Genomic DNA, 22,447 nt, shown 5'->3' with positions numbered 1-22,447 from the left:
AGGGCGCGGGTGCGCAGCAAATCGTCCACTGTCGGTATCGCGCAAGGTCATGGCCTGGTCGCGCGCTTCGGTGGCGTCGTCGTGTATCTGGCGGGTGAAACCGCGTCCACGGATCGCATCCTCGGTGCCATCGAGGCGGTCGCGGAGGTCGAGCATCCCGGAGCGGCGCTGGCCCAGCGGCTGGCGGCCGTGGTCTTCGGCGGCACCTCCGAGACGCCACCGTTCGGCGTGGTGGCGCCGACCGACGACGGAACGCTGATCCTGCTGCGCGGTCCGGTCTTCGCCGAGATCAACGGCGCGGAGGGCACCCGGCGGCTCGACGGGGCGCGCGCGTTCACCTGGGTCGACGAGATCGTGCGCGAACCGCTGCGCCGGATCACCGTCGGCACGGACACCGGAACGCCGCTGAAGGCGTTGCCGCGCACCGATCTGCGCGCGGGTGTGGTGCCCGGCGGTGGGTTCGTGTTGAACGCTGCGCTTCGTCGCGCGGGTAAAGCTGCCAAGAGTTCGTCGACGGCCCGGCCGTCCGCGCCTACGTCGACGACCGAGCCCGCGCCGACTGCGGCCGCCGGATTCGCCGCGACTCCGGAGCCGACCGGTGCCGACGAGGCTGTCGATTCGCCGACCTCCGTGGCCCCGGCTGTAGGCGATACTTCGACCTCGGCGAAGTCGTCGACCGCCCGCGCATCGTCGGTGACCCGGTCCGCGTCCGCGCCGTCGGCAACGCAGTCGGCCGCGGCCGGCTCGTCGGCCACTTCTTCCTCCACCACGCTCCATCCGAAGGAATCGGCGCGACCACGCGCAAGACCGCGGCCGCCGATCGGCAACCGTCCCGCGGCGGACCGTCAACTCGCCTGGTCTCAGACTCGTCAGCCCGAACCTGTTGCGCTGCACAAGACCTCGGCCGATCGCGTGCGACTCGTGCGTCCGGTCGCCGAGCAGGACCAAGCCGTCGGCACCTTGATCCTCGAGAACGGCACGGCGTTCCCCCTGGACCGCCCCTACGTCATCGGTCGCGGCCCGCAAGCCGACGACGCCGTCCGCTCCGCCACCGCCGAACCCATTGTGATCCAACGTGACCGCCACGTCTCCCGCGTGCACGCCTACGTCTCCGTGGACCGCGGCAAGGTCTTCGTCCGCGACGCGACCGCCACCTCCGGCACCTTCATCGCCCCGCCCGGCGCCGACCAGTGGACCCGCATCGGCACCTCCCCTACCGAACTGCCGCCCGGTTGGAGCGTCCGCATCAGCGAACGCGTCATCACCTACCGCTGCCCCAACGAGCCCAACCCCGACTCCTGACGCACCCGGATGCTCACCGTTGACGGCGGGCGCGGCGAAGGTAGCGGCGGCGCTTGCCGATTCGGCGGGCACCGACGGACGCGGCCAAGCCTGCGGCGGCGGCCAAGGCGGCCGAACCTGCGGTCGTAAGCACCGTCGGTGGGTGGCCGAGCAGGATCCAGACAGCGCCAGCAAGAGCTACGGCGAGAAGCGCGGTACTGATCGTCAGGCCGACGCTGTTGGCGAATCCACCACGGCCCCTGCGTAACCGGCGCATGTTCGACTCGAGGTAGGCCATCGAGAACAGAGCGAGCAGAACAACGCCCGCGGCCGTTGCGGTGATCGTCGGCCGCTGGACAGTGTGGAATTCGACTCGCTCGGTGGCGATTTCGCCACCGTTGCGCAGCAGCACAAGCTCGCCGGTGAGCGTCCCCGCCATCACGTACCGATTGACCGAAGGCGGAAGCATGGCACTTTGATCACCCGGCACGAAGGGAACAGTCTCGCCCCCGAGGGCAACACCGAGCACCGTCACTCTCAGCGAGGCTGCATCCGCCTCGATCCCATTGACACGCAACGAAATCGGCTTCGTCAAATCCACCTCGACCGGCGTCGTCACCGGATCGACGCCACCAAGGGTGACGGTCCCCGCCGCCAAATCACCGCCGATCGCCGACTCCCCCAACCCCAGCACGGCAAGCACAACCGCCGCCACCGCGAGAATCGCGGCCACCACAAACGGCACCCCAGGCGACTCGAACCCGACGACCTGCTGAATCGGCACCAGATCCCGCCGATCGATCTCCACCAGCCGCGCCCCACCCTCCGGCATCACCTGCAACGGCCGCACCCGAGCCACCGGCCCACGAACCGGCCGTGCCCCCGGCCCACGAGATCGCGGCCCAGCGGGCGGCCGAGTCCCAGCCGGAGGCGGAGCACCACCAGCCGGACGTGGACTACTCGGAGGCTGCACGCCGGAAGACCGCGACCCGGCCGGGTACCAGGGCACTGTCGGCGGCGCGTCCCCCGACGACGGCGGAGATCCGGTCGTCGACCACCGCCTGGTCGGCGGAGCAGCCCCGGTTGGCCTATCCGTCGAGGTCGCCGATCCGCCTGACAGCGGATATCCAGACGAGGACGGCTCCTCCAGCGATCTGCCGGGGTCGACATGACCAGGCACGACATCCTGCTCCGTCGATCCACCGGGCGTCACCGGCGGAAACGGTGGCAGAGTTCGGTACGGGCCCGGCGGAGTGTTTCCACTGGGGGACAACAACGTTCCGTCCGAATCGGATGGCGGAACGCCATGGTGCGGCCTGGGTGTCGCGGGTGGCGCACCGGAATACGGACCTGGCGTCTCCGGCGGCACACCTCGACGCGGCCTAGGCGTTACGGGTGGTGTTCGGAGGTAATCGCCTGTCCCCCGGCTCGGTGTGCGACCGCCTCCGGTTGCGGCGGCGACGATCGTGTCTGCACCGAACACCGGAATGCCAAGGGGGGTAAGCCAATCCTCGCCCCAGCAGTAGGCGGCGGGTTGGGCCAGGGCGATGCCGAAGGATTCGGCTGTGTCGAATCGTTGGGCGGGGTCGGTTGCCAGACCGCGCATCACCACGGCGGCGATCGGTTCCGGAATGCCGGGTGCGACCTCGCCGAGGGGGATCGGGTCGTCGAAGGCGTGCGCGAAGAGCATCGCCAGCGGACCGTCACCCGGTGGGAACGGCAGCACTCCGGAGAGCAGTTGGTAGAGCATTGTGGCCAAGGCGTATACATCCGTCGCGGGCGAAAGTTGTTGTCCGCGGGCCTGCTCCGGCGCGATGTAGGACGGCGTGCCGATGATGTCGCCCGCCTTGGTCACCAAGGTCTCGTCGCCGCCGACGATCTTGGCGATGCCGAGGTCGGTGAGCTTGATCGCCCCGCCGGCCGCGAACATCAGGTTCGCCGGTTTCACGTCGCGGTGCAGGACCTGATGCCGGTGCGCGGCAGTCAATCCCGCGGCGCAGGACAGGGCGATCGCGACGGCGGTCGCGGAATCGTAACCCTGGGCGGCGAATCGCTCGCCGACCGTGCCGCCGGGCAGGTATTCCATCACCAGCAGGCACAGCTCGCCATGCTCCAAATAGTCGAAAACCCGCACCACATGCGGATGATCGATCGCCGCGAGCACCCGCGCCTCGGCGGCGGACCTGGTCGTCGTGCACGAACTGCGGCGGAATCTGCTTGACCGCCACCGGTCGGCCCAGCCGGCGATGCGTCCCCGCGAGCACCACCCCGCACCCGCCGCGACCGAGTTCTGCGCCGATATCGTAGGCGGGCAACGCCGCTCGTATCAGTTCGTCCTGCTCGGTCACGGCGTCGGACCTTCGGCCGGGTAGCGATACGCGGCGGCCTCGTCGATCTCGTCCGTGTCGTCGTCGAGGTCGTCGTCCTCGTCCGGTTCCGGTGTCGGCGACGCGTAGCCGAGCAGAAACGCCACGGACGCAGTGACTCCCGCGAAGGCCAGCCACAGACCGGTGTCCGGCACCCACCACCGCGCCACCGACGCGGTGAACGCGAACACCAGCCCGATCCCGAGTCCCGGCGCGAGCAGCCGCACCCCGCGCTGCCACCGGTTGGCCGAAAGCCGATGCCGCGCAATGGCCAATGCCGCATCGGCGAAGCCGAGCGCGGTCAGCACGGCCAGCGCGATCCCGAACAACCCGTACACCGACCACAGCGATCCGCGCACATCGGTGATCACCGGAATCTTCGCCACCGCCGTATCGCCGGCACCATAGACCGCCAGCTCACCGCCGATGAACCCGGTCGCTTGCCCGTCCAGCCCGCGCAACTCCAGCCGATAGCGCAGCGAGTCGGATTTGCCTGGCGCAATGGTCAATTCGACGGCGGTGGAGTAGGAGAAGAAGCTCAGACCGAGCACGTGTCCGGCGAGATCGACGTGCCGGATCTCCAGCGGCTCACTCGTGTTGTTGGTCAGCTCGATCGCCACCCGGACGGTGCTGTCCGGCTCGAGCCGCAACGGTTTGTCCACCGTCGTCCCCGCGATATCGTGCCCGTCGAAATTCGCCGACATGTCGACCTCGTCGGGTCGCGCGTCCGCCTGCGCCGCGGGCCAGGCCAGCACGATCAGCAACAGCACCGGCCAGACCGCGCGCCGAATGCCCAACGGACCACTGTTCATTCGCCCCTCCGCGCGGGTAGCTGCGAGACGAGGCGATTGCCGTAGTACCACCCGCCGAGCAGGAGAAAGAACAGAATGATGGTCAGCGTCGACGTGCCCGACCCGATGCTGCCGACCAGCACCACGTCCAGCGGCGCGACCAAGGTGCGCCCACACTTCGCCGTCACCTGATGCCGGCCGACATCCACCGCGCCGGTGCTCAGCGGCACCTCGAATGCCCCGTCCAGCCCGGCGACGGTCTTTCCAACGGCGACATTCTCGATCGAGACGTCGACGGGCGACTGCGGATCGCACCCGTGCCCGCTGGCAGTGACACCCGAACCCGGACCAACCGCCGACGGCGTGAGATCCATTGCGGCAGGCGGTGATCGAGGCGGAGGCGGGGGCAGGACCTCGGGGGCGGGCGGCACGACCGCGGGCGTCCGAACCGGATTCCTCGGTGGCGCAACAACAACCGGCGGCCGGATCACCGGAGGCGGCAGCGGGACGGCCTCTTCCGGCGGTGGCACCTCGGACGTCGAAGTATCGGGCGGCGGCGTCGTGTCCGGTGGCGGAGTGGTCACCGGCGGGGTCGTAGCGGGTGGAGTCGTCACAGGTGGCGTCGTGATCGGCGGGGTCGTGACGTCCGACGTCTTCGGCTCGGTCGTCGGCGGCACACTCGGACAGGTCGGTCCGTCCGGCTCACCGCAAGGTGGCTGCCGCCGAGGCGGCACCCCGTCATGCGTCCCGCTCTGGTCCTGCGGCGGCGGTGGCGGTGGCGGCTGTGCCGGGATCGGCGACACCGGCCCATCGTGGGTCCCACCACCGTCTCCTGGCGGCAACGGACTCGTGGGCTGCCGTGCCGGAACGGGAGCCAACGGCGCGTCGATATACCGCACTCCCACAGCCGGCGCGGATCCATCCCGCGAAAGTAGTGATGGTGGTGGTCGCCACATCGGCCCGGCCGAAACCGGCCCGGCGCGGGTCCCACCACCATCGGGTGGCAACGCCGGCGACGCCGAACCAGTCGACTGCCAGACAAGCTCGGCCCCAGCGCGAGCTTGTCTGCCGTTCAGCCCACTACTCGGTGCCGACCCTCGCGGCTCCACCACTACAGGAGTCGGTTCCCCCGACCCCGGTTCCCCGATCGCCGCAACCCCCGGAAACCCAACCAGCGCAATGCCGTACAGAATTCCGGTAGTCCCGATGAGTACCCGACCCGCGCGCCTCTTCCCCACCTGCCGACGCCCTGCGCCGGCACGCGCAGCAACTGGTGCCAGCGTCCCCATCGGCCATGCTCTCGCTAGGCGTACCGCCGCCGTCGCTCCGACCCTGCCCGGTTCGACGGCGGACTCTGTACGACCGCGCCTACGTGCGTGCGATCCCTAGCATCGTAATGCCGTGCGCGCCAACGCGGAGCCAACTCCGTCGAGCCCGCCCGGCGGAGGCGGGCGGGGCGTCCGGCGCGATCTGGGGACGCGCACCATGCCGCACCCGGTTTAGGGTCAGCGCGTGTTCCGCACCCGCACCGTCCCGAGTGCATACCATCGAGGTAGCTGGTCCCCTGCCCGACTCAGACAGCGCGAAGAGGACAATACGAGCTATGCACCGTAATGGGCCGACCGAGGATATCGATGAGTCCGCGCTGAGCGTGACCGCGCCGAAAGAGCAGGCCGCGGGTGTCACCGCGGTCGCGGTGTCGCTGAAGCGCGCGGTCGACGAGATGGGCGTGATCCGTACCGCCCGTACCCTCGCTCGGGTCAATCAGGTGCACGGCTTCGACTGCCCCGGCTGTGCCTGGCCGGAGCCGACCGGTCATCGCCGTCCGGCGGAGTTCTGTGAGAACGGTGCGAAGGCGGTCGCCGAGGAGGCGACGGTGCGCACGGTCGCGCCGGAGTTCTTCGCCGCCCATTCGCTCGATGACCTGGCGGACAAGTCGGGCTATTGGCTCGGCCAGCAGGGCAGGCTGACCCATCCGATGGTGCTGCGCCCCGGCGACACCCACTACTCCCCCATCGCCTGGGACGACGCCTACCGGCTGATCGCGGATCATCTGGGCGACTTGGCATCTCCGGACGAGGCGGTCTTCTACACCTCCGGCCGCACCAGCAACGAGACCGCGTTCCTCTATCAGACGCTGGTCCGCAGTTTCGGCACGAACAATCTGCCGGACTGTTCGAACATGTGCCACGAGTCCTCGGGCGCCGCGCTGGTCAGTTCGATCGGCATCGGCAAGGGTTCGGTCTCGATCGATGACTTCGCCGCCGCCGATCTGATCATCGTCGCGGGCCAGAACCCGGGCACCAACCATCCGCGCATGCTCAGCGCACTGGCCGGCGCGAAAACCAAGGGCGCCAAGATCATCGCGATCAACCCGCTGCCCGAGACCGGCCTGCTCGGCTTCCGCGACCCGCAGACGGTCAAGGGGTTCACCACCGGCGTGTCGATCGCCGACCACTTCTTGCAGATCCGGCTCGGCGGCGACATGGCGCTGTTCCAGGCGCTCGGCCGGCTGCTGTTCGAGGCCGAGGACCGCGCGCCGGGCACGGTGGTGGATCGGGAGTTCGTCGACGCGCACTGCGCCGGCTTCGCCGAATACGAAAAGCAGGTCCGCGCGGTCGATTTCGGTACCGTGCTGGCGGCGACCGGCCTGACCCAGGCCGAACTCGACCGCACCGCACAGCAATTGGCCGAATCGAAGAACATCATCATCTGCTGGGCCATGGGCCTCACCCAGCAGGCGCACGGCGTCGCCACCATCGAGGAGGCGACGAACCTGCTCCTGCTGCGCGGTATGATCGGCAAGCCGGGCGCGGGCGTGTGCCCGGTGCGCGGGCATTCGAACGTGCAGGGCGACCGCACCATGGGCATCTGGGAGAAGATGCCGGACGCGTTCCTCGACGCCCTGGACCAGGAATTCGGCATCACCAGCCCGCGCAAGCACGGCCTCGACACGGTCGACGCCATCCGCGCGATGCGCGACGGCCGGGCATCGGTGTTCTTCGGGATGGGCGGCAACTTCGTCTCGGCCACCCCGGACACCGCGGTCACCGAGGCCGCGCTGCGCACCTGCGCGCTGACCGTGCAGGTTTCCACCAAACTCAACCGCAGCCACGTCGTGCACGGCCGGACCGCGCTGATCCTGCCCACCCTCGGGCGCACCGATCAGGACCTGCGCGACGGCCGCAAACAGCAGGTGTCGGTGGAGGATTCGATGTCCATGGTGCACCTGTCCACCGGCAGGCTGAAGCCGGTGAGCCAGCACCTGCGCAGCGAGGTCGCCATCGTCTGCGATCTCGCGCTCACCCTGTTCGGCGCGGATCACCCGGTTCCCTGGGCGCGGTTCCGGGGCGACTACGACACCATCCGCGACGCGATCTCCCGCGTGGTGCCCGGCTGCGCCGACTACAACACGAAGGTGCGCGCCCGCAACGGGTTCGTCCTACCGCACCCGCCCCGGGACAGCCGCGAATTCCGTACCAGCACCGGCAAAGCCAACTTCGCGGTGAACGAACTCAGCTGGACCCCGGTCCCAGAGGGCAGGCTGATCCTGCAGACGCTGCGCAGCCACGACCAGTACAACACCACCATCTACGGGCTCGACGACCGCTACCGCGGCGTGCACGGCGGCCGCAAGGTGGTGCTGGTGCACCCCGACGACATCACCGCGCTCGGCTTCGCCGAAGACGATCTGGTCGACGTGATCTCGGAATGGACCGACGGAACCGAGCGCAGCGTCAAGGGTTTCCGGCTCATCGCCTACCCGACCCCGCGCGGCAACGCGGCGGCCTACTATCCGGAGACGAATCCCCTTGTCCCGCTGGACCATGTCGCCGCCAGGTCGAACACCCCGGTCTCCAAGTCGGTGACCATCAGACTCGAACGGGCCGTCCATGAGTAGAGTCACCGCCCGCCGCAGAATGCGCCGGATCTCGCCGACGGGCGAGATCCAACGCCCCGACACCCTCGCCGTCGAGGAACCGCTGGAGATCCGGATCGGCGGTGAATCGCTCGCCATCACCATGCGCACCCCAGGCAACGACGTGGACCTGGTGCACGGATTCCTGTTGAGCGAGGGCATGATCGGCGTCGCCGAGGAGATCATGGCCGCTCGCTACTGCGCGGGCACCGACGACGACGGCAGGCAGACCTACAACGTCCTCGATCTCACGTTGCGCCACCCGATCCCGGTGCGGCCCAAGAACTTCCTGACCACGGGCGCGTGCGGCCTGTGCGGCAAGACGGCGCTCGACGAGGTCCGCACCCTGTCCCGGTATCCGATCGCCGAGGGCGGGGCGGTGGTGGACACGCAGGTGCTGTCCGGCATGCCGGACACGTTGCGCAGCAAGCAATTCCTCTTCGAGGCGACCGGCGGCCTGCACGCAGCGGGCCTGTTCACCACCGACGGCACGGCGCTCGCGGTGCGCGAGGACATCGGCAGGCACAACGCGGTGGACAAGGTGATCGGCTGGGCGCTGCGGCAGAACCTGGTTCCGGCAAGGGATCTGGTGCTCATCGTCAGCGGGCGCGCCTCCTTCGAGCTGGTGCAGAAGGCGACGATGGCGGGCATCCCGATGCTCGGCGCGGTCTCGGCGCCCAGTTCGCTCGCGGTCGATCTCGCGGCCGACAGCGGACTCACCCTCGCCGCGTTCCTGCGCGGCGACACCATGAACGTCTACACCCACCCGGATCGAATCGTCGCCACCCCGAACGACACCTCGATGCTGGCCTGATCGCTCTTGCCCGGACCGGGCGGCCGATTTACCGTGACAGCACGTAATCGGAGCAGTTCGGCGGGAACGGAGAGACCGATGCGGATTTCGGTGGAGGGCACGCAGGAGGGGTTACGCGTGCGGATGCGGTTCGAGCAGTATCGCCGCCGCCTGTTGATCACTCGAATCGTCTTGGCGGTGTTGGCCGTTCAAGGCGCGGTCGTCGGACTGTGGGCGACCATCGCGCCGCACTCCTGGTACACCAGCTTCCCCGGCTTCGGCATGCAGTGGATCGCGGCCGACGGCCCGTACAACCAGCATCTGGCCGGCGATGTCGGCGCGTTCTTCTTGGCGCTCACCGCGGTGACGATCGCGGCCCTCGTGCTCAATTCCACCGCGGCGGCGCGCATGGCGGGCATCGGCTGGCTGGTTTTCAGCGTGCCGCATTTCGTTTACCACGCTTTCCATCAGCCGATGGAGATGAGCGGTGTCGGTTTCGCCTTCAGCCTCATAGCCGCGGCGTTGCTGATCGCCCTCGGCCTGGCCGGTCTGCTGCTGCCGCCGCGCGGTGACATCCCGATGTCAGACCCGGCGCCGTTCAACGTCAAGTTCCCGCGTCGCCGACGTTGACCCCGCCGACGACAACGCCCCACAGCCCGTCTGGGCGCTGTGGGGCGTTTGAACTGTCCGTGCGGCTGGGGGCTGAGCTACGTGGTCAGGACCGCGAGCAGGCGGTCCTTCGCGAGGCAGAGCCGCGCCACCGACGTGAGGTTTCGTTCCCCGGGTCTAACAACCGCGAGTTGTAGCTCGTCAGTCCTTCAGGGCATCGAGCAGCGCCGCACGCTGACGTGCGCCGAGCCCGCCGATCCGACGATCCTCCGGGATCTCCGCCTGATCCATCAACTTGGCGGCCTTCACCGGTCCGACACCTGGCAGAGCCTTGATCACCGCGGCGACCTTGGTCTTCTTGACCAGCTCATCGGAGTCGGCCTTCTTCAGCAGGTCGGCGACCGAAACCTTGCCCGCCTTCACCTTGCCGATCAGTTCGGAGCGCGCCTTGCGGACCGCTGCCGCTTTGGCCAACGCTTCAGTGCGCTGCTCCGCGGTCATGGTAGGCAGTGCCATGTCTCCTCCGCTTCCACTCGTCACTCGAACATCTGGTTGACCGGACCGAGTAAACAGCACTCCACCGGCAGCGCAAGGCCGACACACCGGGACCGGTTCGGCGGAGTTAGCGATGAGTTTCCTGGCCAGCGGCCGCCGAAAGCAGTAATCAGCGGGCAAAAAGGACAAATTGCGCCGCTGTTCCGCTAACCGGACCGGCGGTAACACCTCGGCCGGTCGAAGCGACAGAATCTACGAAAGCATCAGCGCGGGATAAAGGTTCAATGGCGAACCACGGGGGATCAACGGCGATCCCCGGCACCGGGCGCGATCGGGATTTCCGATCGTCACCGTGTCCCACGGCGCGGATGCCGACAACAGCACAGTGTCTGCGGGGGCAACGCAACTTTCGGGGGGATTCCCCACGGCCCGAGCCACATCGATCGCCGTTGGACAGCGCAACGAGAGCGCGGAACCGATCCTTGACCGCCCCCGCGGCTGTGCTGCTAGTCTGCCGAATTAGAACACGTTCCAATTCGGCAGGAGTTCCGATGACCAAGCAGATCCGCGATGTGGTCGAGCAGTACGTCAAGCTGGTCGGCGCCGGTCCGACCGAGGCCATCGTCGAGCTCTACGCGCCCGACGCGACCGTCGAAGATCCGGTCGGCACCCCCGTCCGGCACGGACACGCCGCCATCCGCGAGTTCTACGACGTGATCGCCGCGCTCGACCGGGACACCGAACTGCGGCCGGAGACCGTGCGCATCGCCGGCAACGAGGCCGCCTTCATGTTCTCCATCGTCACCCGGGTCGCCGGGCAACGCTTCACCCTCACGCCCATCGACGTGATGGAATTCGACGACGCGGGCAAGATCACCCGCATGCGCGCCTTCTGGAGCCAGGAAGACATGGCCATCGAGCCCGAGTGACTCGCCGGGATTTTCGGCGCAGATAACGCTCGACCGTGTCCTCGGCGCGCTGAATCGACTATGAAGAGTAGGTGTCGATGCCACCTGTCCGCTACCCTCGCAGCGAGCTACTACCCAGCTCCCGGTGATCGGGCAGCCCGGCATCTCCCGATTTGTCGAGTTCCGTTCAGCCCATCCACTTTTGGAGCAGCATGCCCGAGGAACACCCCTTCGACGAAGTCGCGCAGTTGGCCAGGCGGGTCGAGCGGGCCCGCGGTCGACTGGCTTACCAGTTCGATCCCGCGCTGACCGAGGCATTGGCCGAGGACGAGCTGGAAGCCGAACGTGAACTGGCCGAGCGCATCCGCACCCAGGACCGCGGCCAGCGGTGGAAGTACGCGGAGGCCGTCTCCAACGCCGCCGACCGCGCCCGGCAGACCAAGGAAGCCATCGAGAAGGCCGACATCCGCGACCTGCTGATGGCCCGCAAAGCCATTGCCGCACAGCGTCGTGAGTCCAGCCCGCACGCGCAACTCGCCTCGCTGTACCGGCATCGCGCCTGGTCGTTGCGCGCGCTGGCGGGCGTGGTGATCGCCGGCATGCTGTGGTCGGCGGTCAACGTGCAGCACAACATCGCGCCGGACGGCATCACCGATCCGCTGTACTGGTTCAGTTACCTGGTCGAGGCGATGATCAGCGTGTGTCTGGTGATCATCATGATCGGCACGACCAAGCTGGCCGAGTGGGGTGTGCTGAACAGCCGCACCCAGGTTGTCGCGGCCGAAATCGTGTTGCTGGCATTGACGATCGGGTTGAACACGTATCCGCATGTGCGGGATGCGCGGTGGTTCGACGCGGGGGTGCATGCGGTAGCGCCGATGATGATCGGTGTCGCGTTGCTGACGCACAACGCGGCGAGCGCTCGGTACAGCCAGGCGATTACCCGGGCCACCGAGCACATTCGGGAGAATCCGGATCGGCCGCGGCCTACGTTCGACAGCACGTTGCTGGGGGCGCAGCGGGGGTGATGGGCGGCCCGGAAGGGTCGTTTGCCCGGCTGCCAGAAAGAGCCCGTGTTGTTGCGGGCCGTGAGTGGTCGGCGGTACGGTTTGCCCAGGTAACGGGGGTGGGCACCGGGATGTAGCCACCTCCGGATGGATTTCGCACACCGGCGGTTAGGGGAACGGATGACCAGCAGGGGGAGCAGGCTGCGCGGTATCGCCCTGGTAGTGGGTGTCGGGTTGGTGTTGGCGGGGTGTGAGAAAACGACGGATGGGGCGCCTACGGGGACGGGGGTGCCTGGTTCGACGGGGGTGAGTAGTTCGAGTGTGAAGCCGTCGGGGTCCAAGGATCCGGACGCGGCGATATGGGATCCGTGTACGGCGTTGCCAGACGATGCGTTGCGGGCTGGCGGTCTGAGTCCGGACACCCGCACCAAGGACGTCTCAGGAATCGACCCCACGGGCTGGAAGGTCTGCGGGTGGAGGTCCTCCGCCCGTTGGTACACCCTCGCCGTAGCTTCGGGGGCCGCGACCTTGGAACAGTTCCAGGCCCGGCCCGAATACGAACAATTCACGGCGACAACTGTCGCGGGGCACCCAGCAGTCCGGTTCCTGGACGCCGGCGACGAGAAGCGTCTCGATTGCGGCGTGGCTGTCGAGGTAGCGCAGGGCACGGCGAAGGGGACCGTGTACTTCTACGTCATCACTCGTTACTCGGTGGGGAAGCTCGGCGAGCCGTGCGACGAAGCTACAAGGCATGCCAACGAATTCGCGAAGTTCCTGCCAGGGGGGAACTGACATGGTCAGCGAGAGTGCATCCACCTGGCAAGGTTTGCTGGAGCGAGCGAACGCGGGCGAACTGGCCCTCAGCCCAGATGTCGGCAAAGAACTCGACGCCAAATGCCAGGCCTACCTGGACGGCCTCGATGATGTCCGCGATATGACCAAGCTGAATATCCTCATCGGCGGCTTCGGGACAATGCCATCGGGTCCGATCCTCGAACACAAGTTTCAGACCAAGGGCAAGGGCGAGAAGTCGATCGACACCTCGATCCAGACCCACATCGAAGAAGTCCAAGTGATGCGGCAAGTCTTCGCCAAGGCGATGGCGAACTACCAAGCAGTCGACGAATCCAACAGCCAGAAGCTTGCGACCATCAATGCCTCTATCGACCTCCCTGGGGAGGGCGGCTCATGAGTCAGGACGACTACCAAGCGCGGATCATCGCTGCTCAGCAGCAGTGGAACGACGATCGCACCGCCATCTACTCGCACAGCAGCCGTCTAGCCCAAGAGCTCGAGGAGGGTTACGATCCGCCGTCTATAACGAACCCCGGCGAAGATCTGTTCGTGATCGAGACCGGCACACTGCAAGACCTGATCAGCAAGGTCGACGCGATGAAGCCGGGTCAGGCGTGGGAAGCGTCGCAGATGTGGCAGAACCTCAGTAGCTCGTTCCGGGACAAGTCGCGCACGTTCGGTGACGCGATCAATGCAACGGTCGCCAACGGATGGACGGGAACTGCTGCGCAAAAAGCGGTGCAATCGGTCAGCCGGTACGTCGAACAGTCGCAGCAACTGACACTCGCCACCGAACTCATCTCCGTGAAGCTCAGCGAGTTTTACACCGGCCTGCATCAAACGCAGGCGCTCATGCCGCGGGCCAGCGACAGCAGCCCCGATCTGCGCGGTAAGACGCTGCCTAGCGAGGGCGTGCTGAAGGTCGACGACCACAACCAGACCGAAGCCACCGAAGAGGCTCGGCGCGTGCTGCGCACGGTGTATTGGCAGGTCGCGAACCAGACCGACAACGGCGTTCCGGTCGTGCCCAACAGCCCGACCCTGGTGAGCAATCCGGATCAGCCGTCGAGCCCGCCGTCGAATTCGTCCAACCCACCGCCTTCTTCCAGTACCGGCGATCAGCCGAAGCAGGAGAATCCGGCTTCGAACGAGGACAAGACCGGAGACAAGTCGGGTGACAAGTCCGGTGATCCGAGTCAGGATCCGAACTCGACTCAGCCGGCCAGCAACAACCCGCAAACCACTCCTTCGAGCACAACACCCCAATCCACCACGCAGGCAAACAATCCGGCGTCAACGCCGAACGCCACCTCGACAACTCCGAACCAGAACAACCCCGGCACAACGCCGGTGACGACACCCACGCCCAGCCGCAGCAGCCCGGGCAGCCCGACAACTCGTTCGCCCGGCAGCCCTGGCAGCCCCGGAAGTCCGCGCACCTCAACCACTCCCGGCACCCCCTCCCCCGGCCGCAGCATCCCCGGCACCCCGGGGCAGCCGGGAACGGCGGCCCCGCTGGCCGCCCGCGCGGGCACCAGCACCGGCGCCGCAGGCCGGCCCGGAATGGGTGGCATGCCGATAGGTGGCGCGGGCGCGAAGAAGGATGACGACGAGGGCGCCCACCAGACCAAGGACTACTTGATCGGGGACTGGTCCGAGGAGCTGCTCGGCGAGCCGAACAAGGCTGTGCCGCCGGTGATCGGGGAAAACTGAGCGTGCGCAGTTGGAGATTCACCGGCCAGGAGTTCGACATCCTCTGGTCGGCCTACGGTCGCGACCGCCTGCCCTATCCGCTGGCGTTCCGCCCGACGACGGCCGTCGACTGGGATGACCTGGTGCGGCAACGGGACTCGGCCGTGCAGGAGTTGCTCGACCGGTATTCGGAGAACTTGGAACTCGCCTTGACGACCCTGCTGGAACCCGAAACCCGCGTCGAATCCAAGGGTTTCGGCGGTTCCGGGCTCGCCGCGGTGTTCCGATTCCACGGCGCGGTCCGAAATGGCTCCGGCGCCACCCTCGTTCAGCTGCCCGGCGCCGCGGAAGACACCGGCGGCGATGTGATCATGGGCCTGTGCGCACCGAGCGAGGTGGCCGCCGCAGCGGTGGCCGCGCTGCCGAAAGCACCGGCGGGCACCCATCCGGCGGTCAGTTTTCGCCGGGACGAGATCGCCGCAGACCGCCAGCGCTACAGCCGCCGCCCCGACGAGGTCAGCATCAACGATCAACTCAACCGCATGTTCAAGCGCGACCGCACCGCCGTCGGCGAGATCACCGTATTCCCCGGTCCGGCAATAGATTCCAGGCCGACGACGGATGGACGCGGTTTCCTCTGGGCCGACTACGCCGACGACGGCCGCTACTACCTCAAATCCGGCGACCCCATCGTCGCCACCCCCATGAGCCCCACCTCGATGACCAACGAGATAGCCCGCCTACTCGACCTCACCCGCCGCTACTACCGCATGGAAAACGAAAAGACCGAAGCCACTTGGTAAGTGGCCCAGCCGACTACAGACCACCAGGCAAACGCCCACGCCCCGAACTCACCTCCGCCGCCAAATCGTCATACCCGACAGCCAATTCGGCGAGCTACTCCCACGCGTCGCCAGCTCCCCTGCGACCTACCGGCCAATGCCTCGAACACACAAGCGGCGTACCGCATCGACCGCCCCTGAATAGCCCAGGGACCAGCCCTCGGATCGAGGGATAACATCCGGGGCTGCCTGACAACGGTCTGCAGGGGTCACCGATTCTCAGCTCAATCTGATGCTGAGCTGGGTGCCGAGTTCGCGGAAGCCCAGGGCAAGCGCGACTCTTCTGGATTGTGGTGGGCGCGCACGCCATTGGGGTAATAGTCCGGCGTCGAGTGCGTGCGCCACTGCCGCGGACGCGACGATTCGGGCCAAGCCTCGGCCGCGACGGTCAGGTGCAGTCAGAACGGAGAGGTGAGCTGTTCTGCTGGGCCAAGTGCGGTACCCGGCGGCGGCGATCAGCTCTCCTCCGTCGCGGACGGCGAAGGCGGGAGAGGTGATCTCGTTCAGGCCGCTTTCAGCGGTGTCCTGATCGCCGGATCGTAGCGCGAGTTTGCGCAGGTCGAGATGCTCAGCGGGCAAGGGTTCGACAGATAACGAACTCGGCGGCGCAGGACGGAAGCCGTCCTCGTCCACGTATGCCAACACAGCGGGGCCGAGCACGTCCGCCAGTGGCAAAACGCTTCGGAGAACATCGGGGTCGACGAGATCGGCTGCCGACAACGGTGCCGCCGCGGCGCGAATCAACGCCGCGACAACAGAATTGGGTGCCGTCACGATCACTCGGCCGTGCAGCACGATGATGCCCGCCCAACCTTGCGGACAGATCAGCGCTTTCGGTGAGACCACCACGCTCAGGTCGGTCGCCGACGTGAACGAAACCGGCACTGCCGCCAAGCCTTCCCAGAGCGCTTGGGCTTTGATCAGCACCGGATCCGTCGACATGGCCTCATTGTTGTCGGTGGCCGGGCGAACCGACATCAGCGGGGTGGTGCCTCTCCGATTACACTGGCGCAAGGCCCATTTGGGTGGAGGGGGATTCCATGCGCCGAACGCGGCGACCTGTCATCGTGCTGCCGATATCGGCGGTTGTCCTGTCACTTGCGGCCGGGCATGCCTCGGCAGACACTTCATACACTCTCGAATTCCAGCCGCCGCCTGCGCATGTCATCGGCTATCCCGATGGCGCGCCGCAGGTACCCGCGGAGATCGCGACCCAGCGCCTGGATTGGCGATCATGCGTCGAAGCCGGGCTGGTTGCTGCCTCGCACGGCGATCTGCTGGCCGGCGTTCGTGCGCCACTGCTCGACGGATTGGAATGCGCGTCGGTGCGCACGCCGCTGGATTGGACGCGTCCCGATGCCGGGCCTACCGCGACCTTCGAGATATCGCGGCTGCCCGCACACAAGCCGGCCGGGCAGGCCAGGCAGTTGCTGACCAGTCCGGGCGGTGCGGGAGCGGGTCACCTGCTCAATCCGATCGAGTGGGGGATTGCCTTTCCCGAGCTGCGGGAGACCTACGATCTGCTGGGCTTCGATCCGCGTGGCACCGGTACATCCAGTACCGACCAGAACTGTGATGCAACGCTTTCGGGTGATGCGCTGCTGCGCGGCACCGGACGCAACGATCGCACCGACGTGCTGGACTTCTCCGCGGACTCCGTCCGCCTTCAGCTAGGCCAGGCCCGGGACTGGGTCCGGTCGTGCGTCGACCGCACGCCGCGCACCCCGGCAGGTACTTCCACGACCGGGACCATCACGTACTGGCAGACGGTCCGGGATCTGGACCTGGTTCGCGCGCTGTTGAACGCGCCGACCTGGAGTTATCTCGGTGTCTCACAGGGCACGCCGCTCGGCATCGAACTCGCGCGAAGTTTTCCCGACCGCGTCGAGCGCATGGTGCTCGATTCGGTGGACGACCCCCGAATCTCCACTGCCGCAGGCTATGCCGAACGCGTCGGCCGTCAGCAGCAGGCAGTCGAGCAACGGTTCGCGCCGTGGCTCGCCACACGCGGCACGGTATTCGGTAGCAGTCCGGATGCGGTGCTCGCCGCGCTGACCAGGCTCCGCACCGACCTGACCACCCATCCGATTCCGCTGCCGCTCGGCCGAACCTTCAGCGGCAACGACCTCAACACCCTGTTCTTCAGCGTCGACAACAGCCCGTACGAAGCGCTGGAACGAAAGCTCCTGACGTTGCGCACGGCACTCGATGTATCTTCGGGCACGGCACAGCTCAACGCCGCCACAACCTTTCGGCTGCCGCAACTGCTGGACGAACTCGCCGACGAGCTCTTCTTCGCCGGTTCGCGCGTCGGTTGGTGGACCGCCCGCGTCTGCAACATCGGCTCGTGGAGCCATGACCTCGACGAGATCGTGGACCGCGCACAGCAACTCGCGGACCGCGCACCACTGACCTACATCGGTATGAACTTCACCGCGGTGTGTGCGTTCTGGCCCGAATCACACACGGCCACAAGCTCAACGGGCTACGACAAGATCAGCTCCGCACTGCTGATCGCCAATGAGGGAGATCCGGTGACACCGATCTCGAGCGCCCGCACGGTCCGTTCGGCGATCCCCAACGCACGACTGATCACGGTGGTCGGCAAACCTGGCCATCTCGTCCTGCCGCAGACGAGGCCGAAGGGCCTGCCCGGATCGGTCCCCGGTACCAGCGCGTGCGCCCGGGCCATCGCGGTCGACTACCTCGTCAACGGGCGACTCCCCGACCGAGACACGCCCTGCCAACCGGACTGAGGCCGGATCGAGGGGCCGACTCCGGATATGGATCTGCCCCGAGGTCGATGTTCGAGTCGACCTCGGGGCAGTCGGGATTGCGCGGACCGCGGATGCCTGCAGGTGTTCACCCGCGACCCGGTCTATCTACCTACCGGAGGACCCCAGGGCGCCGGCCACTCCGCCAACGAAGTCGGTGACGGCGAGGTACGCAGCAGCGATGGCGACCAAAAGGAACTCCATGACCTATACATCTGTCAGCCGTAACGATTCGTTACCAGAATCTTTTGTGATTTATCCGTGGCTCTCCGCCGCCGCCGATCCACAGGCAGGCCCGGGCGCCCACCGCCAACTCACAGTAGACGTTCCACCAAGAGCAACGTGCCGATGATGATCATGGCGATGCCGGACACCCGGGTGACGATGCGGGCCGCGGTGGGGCGAGCGCGCAAGACGGTGCGGGCCAGGACGCCGACGCACAGATAGATCGCCGCACAGCTGAGCGTGTGGATCAGGCCGAGCGTGCCGATTTGGGCGGCGAGCGGCCAGGAACCGGTCCGGTCGGTGAACTGCGGCAGCAGCGCCAGGAACAGCAGGATGGCCTTGGGATTCAGGCCGCTGATCCCGATGCCGCGCAGCACGCTGGTTCCCCACGGAGCGGGATTCGCCTGCTCGGGCATCGCGGCGGGAGCGCTCGCCGTCGCGAGGGTGGTGCCGCCGAGCCACATCAGATACAGCCCGCCGAACACCGTAAGCGCGGTCAGCACAACCGGATTCCGGTCGACCACCGCCGCGACACCGGCGGCCACCACTGCGGTCAACGCGACATAACCCAGCAGCAGTCCCCCGACGGCCGGCAGCACCGAACGCTCACGCAGACCGGCGGCGATCGCATACGCCCAATCCGCGCCGGGCACCAGAATCAGCAGAACCGACACCGTCCAAAACGCGGCGATGTACCCGACAGCCATGCGGACCTGCTCCCTTCGAATGATTACCCGAAGGAAGGATAGGCGCGTTGATCAAGGAGGTGATTCCAAGTATTCGCAGCTGAGCGTCCATTTATGGAAGGATCTCCCCCATGGATCGCATCGACCGGAAGATTCTTGCCGAGCTACAGCAGAACGGACGACTGACGATCACCGAACTCGCCGCGCGGGTGCGGCTGAGCCTGTCGCCGTGTCACCGCCGGCTGCGGGAATTGGAGAAGTCCGGAGTGATCCGCGGCTATCGTGCGCTGGTCGACGCTGCGGCCGTCGGGCTGACCTTCGAGGCGCTGGTTTTCGTGACGATGCGGCAAGAGGATCGCACCACGGTCGCCGCGTTCGAGCAGGCCGTCGCGGAGATACCGCATGTGTTGCAGGCGCAGCGCCTGTTCGGCGATCCGGATTTTCTGCTGCGCATCGTGGCGGCGGATCTGCCTGCGTTCCAACAGCTTTACGACGAGAAGCTGGCCACGCTACCCGGCGTGCAGCATCTGACCTCGACGCTGGTGATGAAGCATGTGGTGCACGAACGGCCGGTGCCGCTGTGACCGATCAGTAGCGGTGGCGCTGTTCGACGGCGTCCTTGGCTTCTTTGAGGCCGGCGCCGGTCAGCTCGCGATACAGCTTGATCGCTTGAATCTTCTTGTCGTGCAGCAGGAGTGTGTCGATCTCGGCCCAACTGAAACCGGGCCGTGCGATGTTCGGCACGGCCCGGATCGGTTCGGCGGGGATGGGTGGCAGGTCTTGGATCCCCAGGTGCTGGAGGATCAGGTCGACTTTGACGTTCAGCGCGTCGATCTTCCGTTCGAGGCGGCGGTGAGCAAACATGATCGAATCGTAGTGACCGCCACCGCCGCTCGAAAGCTAGGCGGCGTCGAGCAACGCGTCCACGAGGTTGGCGGCGGTATCGAAGGTGGCGGCGTCACCCGCGACCTCGAGCAGCCGATCGACGCAGCGCGGCCCGGTGACCAGGCGGATCCGGCGGTCGGTGTGCCCGGCCCAGGTGCGGGCCTCGATCAGCACGTGCAGGCCGGCGACGCCGAAGAACGTCACCTGGGACAGGTCGACGACCACCAGCGGTCCGGCGGTGTTCAAGGAGCCGATCAACTGCGACCGGAACTGGTCGGCGGTGTAGAAGTCCACTTCACCCGCGAGCGCGCACAGGGTGACCTGCTCGCTGGGCGCGGTGATGGAGACGCTGAGCCGGGCTTCCGCCTCGGACAGATTCGGCAAGGTCGCTCGACTCGGTGCCACACCTCGGTTCGGCATGGGGTTCGGTCTCGACGTCGTACCCGCAGCGGATGCGGAAGTAGCAAGAGTGGTCGACATGAGGATCTCAGTCCTGTCGCGCACGGCAATTGACGTCCGTTGCCGGCAGTGCGTTGCGCCCCAGGGCTGCGATGAGCTCCAGAACTAGGCTGTCTGCTCAACCCTGAATACTGGGTACCCAGATTGGCGGTCTTTACACAAAGAAAAAAGCCATCGCGTTGTGCGATGGCTTCTTTCGGGTCTGACGTGGGGTTACGCCGACTTCTCCCGGCGTTCGGTCCGCTGCGCCTTGCGCGGCACGATGGTCGGCAGCACGTTCTCGGTGACGGTGTCGGAGTCGACGACCACCTTGGCGACGTCGTCGCGGCTGGGGATGTCGTACATCACCGGCAGCAGGACTTCCTCCATGATGGCGCGCAGGCCACGAGCGCCGGTGCCGCGCAGGATCGCCTGATCGGCGATCGCTTCCAGCGCGTCGGTGGTGAACTCGAGGTCGACCCCGTCCATCTCGAACAGCCGGACGTACTGCTTGACCAGCGCGTTCTTCGGTTCGGAGAGGATCTTGACCAGCGATTCCTTGTCCAGGTTGGTCACCGAGGCGACGACCGGGAGGCGGCCGATGAACTCGGGGATCAGGCCGAACTTGATCAGATCCTCCGGCATCACCTCGGCGAAGTGATCGGCGGTGTCGATCTCGGACTTGGACCGCACCTCGGAGCCGAAGCCGATGCCGCGGTGGCCGGTCCGCTCGGAGACGATCCGCTCCAGGCCGGCGAACGCACCCGCGACGATGAACAGCACGTTGGTGGTGTCGATCTGGATGAACTCCTGGTGCGGGTGCTTGCGCCCGCCCTGCGGCGGCACGCTCGCCTGGGTGCCCTCCAGGATCTTCAGCAGCGCCTGCTGCACGCCCTCGCCGGAGACGTCGCGGGTGATCGACGGGTTCTCGCTCTTGCGGGCGATCTTGTCGACCTCATCGATGTAGATGATGCCGGTCTCGGCGCGCTTGACGTCGTAGTCCGCGGCCTGGATCAGCTTCAGCAGGATGTTCTCCACATCCTCGCCGACGTAGCCCGCCTCGGTCAGCGCGGTCGCGTCCGCGATGGCGAACGGGACGTTCAGCATCTTGGCCAGCGTCTGCGCGAGGTAGGTCTTGCCGCAGCCGGTCGGGCCGAGCATCAGGATGTTCGACTTGGTCAGCTCGACGACCTCGCCGCGGCTGTCGCGGCCCTTGTCGCCGGCCTGAATGCGCTTGTAGTGGTTGTAGACGGCCACCGCGAGTGTGCGCTTGGCGGTGTCCTGCCCGATCACGTAGTTCTCCAGGAAGTCCCGGATCTCCGCGGGCTTGGGCAGCTCATCGAGCTTGACCTCGCTGGACTCGGCGAGCTCTTCCTCGATGATCTCGTTGCATAGATCGATGCACTCGTCGCAGATGTACACCCCTGGTCCCGCAATGAGCTTCTTGACCTGCTTCTGGCTCTTTCCGCAGAACGAGCACTTGAGCAGATCGCCGCCATCTCCGATGCGCGCCATCTCGTGGGTCCCTACTTCCTTGTCCGCGTGCAACCGTCCGTCCAGGTTGCCAGCTATCTGCCGCGTTAACTGTTCGCGCCACCGGCCGTAGTCGCAAACGCATCGACCGGTTCCGGTGGGTGAGGCAGTGCTGTCAACCGGGAGCAAAGGTCCCTAGGTTGACCGTACCTGTTGTGTGCGATGGAGGTCGACAACTCGAGCATGTTTCTCCGCCGGGTTGTGCGAGTTCTCACCGCACCGGAGCGCGTTGTGTCCGTTCAGCAGCCTTTTCGTGCGCCGGCCGCTTGTTTCATCGGGGCTGGTGACCAAAGCGTTTCCGGGCCAGCCGTGACACTGAAGCAGTCCGGCCGGGCAGCACGCAACAAGGCGCACTTCCCGGCCGGAATTCCCTGGGGTGTAGCAACTTACGAGCGAATCACCGCCGGG

21 protein-coding genes are annotated in these 22,447 nt (G+C 66.8%); 12 read left to right on the top strand and 9 right to left on the bottom strand.

Annotated features, from left to right (window positions below; genetic code table 11):
* Nucleotides 1-9: 9 nt before the first annotated feature.
* Entirely contained in the window at nucleotides 10-1,302 is a 1,293-nt protein-coding gene (locus tag AB0M22_RS18725; protein ID WP_364727926.1) for an FHA domain-containing protein, read from the top strand.
* A 13-nt stretch (nucleotides 1,303-1,315) separates the two neighbouring features.
* Here the strand turns inward: AB0M22_RS18725 and AB0M22_RS18720 are convergent, their stop codons facing one another.
* From AB0M22_RS18720 to AB0M22_RS18710, 3 genes are all read right to left on the bottom strand, one after another.
* Nucleotides 1,316-3,445, bottom strand: a complete 2,130-nt coding sequence (locus AB0M22_RS18720; RefSeq protein ID WP_364727924.1) for a protein kinase — start codon at nucleotides 3,443-3,445, stop codon at nucleotides 1,316-1,318.
* A 180-nt stretch (nucleotides 3,446-3,625) separates the two neighbouring features.
* Nucleotides 3,626-4,459, bottom strand: coding sequence for a hypothetical protein (locus tag AB0M22_RS18715; RefSeq protein WP_364727922.1), 834 nt, complete (start codon nucleotides 4,457-4,459; stop codon nucleotides 3,626-3,628).
* Entirely contained in the window at nucleotides 4,456-5,022 is a 567-nt protein-coding gene (locus AB0M22_RS18710; protein ID WP_364727919.1) for a hypothetical protein, read from the bottom strand. The genes AB0M22_RS18715 and AB0M22_RS18710 overlap by 4 nt, the downstream gene beginning before the upstream one ends.
* A 1,019-nt stretch (nucleotides 5,023-6,041) precedes the next feature.
* Between AB0M22_RS18710 and AB0M22_RS18705 the strand changes: the two genes are divergently transcribed.
* From AB0M22_RS18705 to AB0M22_RS18695, 3 genes are all read left to right on the top strand, one after another.
* Complete coding sequence (locus tag AB0M22_RS18705; RefSeq protein ID WP_364727917.1) at nucleotides 6,042-8,339, top strand: FdhF/YdeP family oxidoreductase; 2,298 nt, start codon at nucleotides 6,042-6,044, stop codon at nucleotides 8,337-8,339.
* Nucleotides 8,332-9,171, top strand: a complete 840-nt coding sequence (fdhD, locus tag AB0M22_RS18700) for a formate dehydrogenase accessory sulfurtransferase FdhD (protein WP_364727915.1) — start codon at nucleotides 8,332-8,334, stop codon at nucleotides 9,169-9,171. Before AB0M22_RS18705 ends, fdhD begins: the two co-directional genes overlap by 8 nt.
* 78 nt (nucleotides 9,172-9,249) lie before the next feature.
* Complete coding sequence (locus tag AB0M22_RS18695; protein ID WP_364727912.1) at nucleotides 9,250-9,780, top strand: hypothetical protein; 531 nt, start codon at nucleotides 9,250-9,252, stop codon at nucleotides 9,778-9,780.
* A gap of 180 nt (nucleotides 9,781-9,960) precedes the next feature.
* Here the strand turns inward: AB0M22_RS18695 and mihF are convergent, their stop codons facing one another.
* Complete coding sequence (gene mihF / locus AB0M22_RS18690; protein WP_029895202.1) at nucleotides 9,961-10,275, bottom strand: integration host factor, actinobacterial type; 315 nt, start codon at nucleotides 10,273-10,275, stop codon at nucleotides 9,961-9,963.
* A gap of 530 nt (nucleotides 10,276-10,805) precedes the next feature.
* Here mihF and AB0M22_RS18685 point away from each other — a divergent pair.
* The 6 genes from AB0M22_RS18685 (at nucleotide 10,806) to AB0M22_RS18660 (ending at nucleotide 15,459) form a co-directional block, all read left to right on the top strand.
* The gene (locus tag AB0M22_RS18685) at nucleotides 10,806-11,183 is read left to right on the top strand and encodes a nuclear transport factor 2 family protein (RefSeq protein ID WP_364727908.1); all 378 of its coding nucleotides are present in this window, start codon (nucleotides 10,806-10,808) and stop codon (nucleotides 11,181-11,183) included.
* Nucleotides 11,184-11,374: 191 nt separating this feature from the next.
* Nucleotides 11,375-12,190 carry a hypothetical protein gene (locus tag AB0M22_RS18680; RefSeq protein ID WP_364727905.1) on the top strand — a complete coding sequence of 272 codons (816 nt, stop codon included), beginning with the start codon at nucleotides 11,375-11,377 and terminating at the stop codon, nucleotides 12,188-12,190.
* A 126-nt stretch (nucleotides 12,191-12,316) separates the two neighbouring features.
* Nucleotides 12,317-12,961 carry a DUF3558 domain-containing protein gene (locus AB0M22_RS18675; protein WP_364727902.1) on the top strand — a complete coding sequence of 215 codons (645 nt, stop codon included), beginning with the start codon at nucleotides 12,317-12,319 and terminating at the stop codon, nucleotides 12,959-12,961.
* Nucleotide 12,962: 1 nt separating this feature from the next.
* Nucleotides 12,963-13,361, top strand: a complete 399-nt coding sequence (locus AB0M22_RS18670; protein ID WP_364727900.1) for a hypothetical protein — start codon at nucleotides 12,963-12,965, stop codon at nucleotides 13,359-13,361.
* Nucleotides 13,358-14,677 carry a hypothetical protein gene (locus AB0M22_RS18665; RefSeq protein WP_364727897.1) on the top strand — a complete coding sequence of 440 codons (1,320 nt, stop codon included), beginning with the start codon at nucleotides 13,358-13,360 and terminating at the stop codon, nucleotides 14,675-14,677. Before AB0M22_RS18670 ends, AB0M22_RS18665 begins: the two co-directional genes overlap by 4 nt.
* A gap of 2 nt (nucleotides 14,678-14,679) precedes the next feature.
* Nucleotides 14,680-15,459 (top strand): ESX secretion-associated protein EspG, encoded by a 780-nt coding sequence (locus AB0M22_RS18660; RefSeq protein WP_364727895.1) that lies wholly within the window; start codon nucleotides 14,680-14,682, stop codon nucleotides 15,457-15,459.
* A 258-nt stretch (nucleotides 15,460-15,717) separates the two neighbouring features.
* Here the strand turns inward: AB0M22_RS18660 and AB0M22_RS18655 are convergent, their stop codons facing one another.
* Entirely contained in the window at nucleotides 15,718-16,440 is a 723-nt protein-coding gene (locus AB0M22_RS18655; protein WP_364727892.1) for a GNAT family N-acetyltransferase, read from the bottom strand.
* A gap of 98 nt (nucleotides 16,441-16,538) precedes the next feature.
* Here AB0M22_RS18655 and AB0M22_RS18650 point away from each other — a divergent pair, with 98 nt between their 5' ends.
* Nucleotides 16,539-18,254 carry an alpha/beta fold hydrolase gene (locus AB0M22_RS18650; RefSeq protein ID WP_364727890.1) on the top strand — a complete coding sequence of 572 codons (1,716 nt, stop codon included), beginning with the start codon at nucleotides 16,539-16,541 and terminating at the stop codon, nucleotides 18,252-18,254.
* A 332-nt stretch (nucleotides 18,255-18,586) separates the two neighbouring features.
* Here the strand turns inward: AB0M22_RS18650 and AB0M22_RS18645 are convergent, their stop codons facing one another.
* A complete protein-coding gene (locus tag AB0M22_RS18645) occupies nucleotides 18,587-19,204 on the bottom strand; it encodes a LysE family translocator (protein WP_364727888.1) in 618 nt (205 codons plus the stop codon).
* 110 nt (nucleotides 19,205-19,314) lie between these two features.
* Here AB0M22_RS18645 and AB0M22_RS18640 point away from each other — a divergent pair, with 110 nt between their 5' ends.
* Nucleotides 19,315-19,767 (top strand): Lrp/AsnC family transcriptional regulator, encoded by a 453-nt coding sequence (locus tag AB0M22_RS18640; protein WP_364727885.1) that lies wholly within the window; start codon nucleotides 19,315-19,317, stop codon nucleotides 19,765-19,767.
* A 4-nt stretch (nucleotides 19,768-19,771) separates the two neighbouring features.
* Here AB0M22_RS18640 and AB0M22_RS18635 read toward each other — a convergent pair whose 3' ends face one another.
* The 3 genes from AB0M22_RS18635 to clpX form a co-directional block, all read right to left on the bottom strand.
* The gene (locus AB0M22_RS18635; RefSeq protein ID WP_364727882.1) at nucleotides 19,772-20,047 is read right to left on the bottom strand and encodes a 50S ribosomal protein L7/L12; all 276 of its coding nucleotides are present in this window, start codon (nucleotides 20,045-20,047) and stop codon (nucleotides 19,772-19,774) included.
* A 36-nt stretch (nucleotides 20,048-20,083) separates the two neighbouring features.
* Nucleotides 20,084-20,473 carry an STAS domain-containing protein gene (locus tag AB0M22_RS18630; RefSeq protein WP_364727879.1) on the bottom strand — a complete coding sequence of 130 codons (390 nt, stop codon included), beginning with the start codon at nucleotides 20,471-20,473 and terminating at the stop codon, nucleotides 20,084-20,086.
* 267 nt (nucleotides 20,474-20,740) lie between these two features.
* Nucleotides 20,741-22,021 carry an ATP-dependent Clp protease ATP-binding subunit ClpX gene (clpX, locus tag AB0M22_RS18625; RefSeq protein WP_150403131.1) on the bottom strand — a complete coding sequence of 427 codons (1,281 nt, stop codon included), beginning with the start codon at nucleotides 22,019-22,021 and terminating at the stop codon, nucleotides 20,741-20,743.
* Nucleotides 22,022-22,447: the final 426 nt, after the last annotated feature.

It is taken from the genome of Nocardia sp. NPDC051756, assembly GCF_040681495.1.
Classification (GTDB): domain Bacteria; phylum Actinomycetota; class Actinomycetes; order Mycobacteriales; family Mycobacteriaceae; genus Nocardia.
This window is presented reverse-complemented; position numbering and strand designations above follow the sequence as displayed.

Excerpts from the sequence above, each read along its gene's own strand:
- AB0M22_RS18715 (WP_364727922.1), bottom strand. The coding sequence starts at position 4,459 with ATGAACAGTGGTCCGTTGGGCATTCGGCGCGCGGTCTGGCCGGTGCTG.
- AB0M22_RS18705 (WP_364727917.1), top strand. The coding sequence starts at position 6,042 with ATGCACCGTAATGGGCCGACCGAGGATATCGATGAGTCCGCGCTGAGC.
- fdhD (WP_364727915.1), top strand. The coding sequence starts at position 8,332 with ATGAGTAGAGTCACCGCCCGCCGCAGAATGCGCCGGATCTCGCCGACG.
- AB0M22_RS18695 (WP_364727912.1), top strand. The coding sequence starts at position 9,250 with ATGCGGATTTCGGTGGAGGGCACGCAGGAGGGGTTACGCGTGCGGATG.
- mihF (WP_029895202.1), bottom strand. The coding sequence starts at position 10,275 with ATGGCACTGCCTACCATGACCGCGGAGCAGCGCACTGAAGCGTTGGCC.
- AB0M22_RS18685 (WP_364727908.1), top strand. The coding sequence starts at position 10,806 with ATGACCAAGCAGATCCGCGATGTGGTCGAGCAGTACGTCAAGCTGGTC.
- AB0M22_RS18680 (WP_364727905.1), top strand. The coding sequence starts at position 11,375 with ATGCCCGAGGAACACCCCTTCGACGAAGTCGCGCAGTTGGCCAGGCGG.
- AB0M22_RS18675 (WP_364727902.1), top strand. The coding sequence starts at position 12,317 with ATGGATTTCGCACACCGGCGGTTAGGGGAACGGATGACCAGCAGGGGG.
- AB0M22_RS18670 (WP_364727900.1), top strand. The coding sequence starts at position 12,963 with ATGGTCAGCGAGAGTGCATCCACCTGGCAAGGTTTGCTGGAGCGAGCG.
- AB0M22_RS18665 (WP_364727897.1), top strand. The coding sequence starts at position 13,358 with ATGAGTCAGGACGACTACCAAGCGCGGATCATCGCTGCTCAGCAGCAG.
- AB0M22_RS18655 (WP_364727892.1), bottom strand. The coding sequence starts at position 16,440 with ATGTCGACGGATCCGGTGCTGATCAAAGCCCAAGCGCTCTGGGAAGGC.
- AB0M22_RS18650 (WP_364727890.1), top strand. The coding sequence starts at position 16,539 with ATGCGCCGAACGCGGCGACCTGTCATCGTGCTGCCGATATCGGCGGTT.
- AB0M22_RS18645 (WP_364727888.1), bottom strand. The coding sequence starts at position 19,204 with ATGGCTGTCGGGTACATCGCCGCGTTTTGGACGGTGTCGGTTCTGCTG.
- AB0M22_RS18640 (WP_364727885.1), top strand. The coding sequence starts at position 19,315 with ATGGATCGCATCGACCGGAAGATTCTTGCCGAGCTACAGCAGAACGGA.
- AB0M22_RS18635 (WP_364727882.1), bottom strand. The coding sequence starts at position 20,047 with ATGTTTGCTCACCGCCGCCTCGAACGGAAGATCGACGCGCTGAACGTC.
- clpX (WP_150403131.1), bottom strand. The coding sequence starts at position 22,021 with ATGGCGCGCATCGGAGATGGCGGCGATCTGCTCAAGTGCTCGTTCTGC.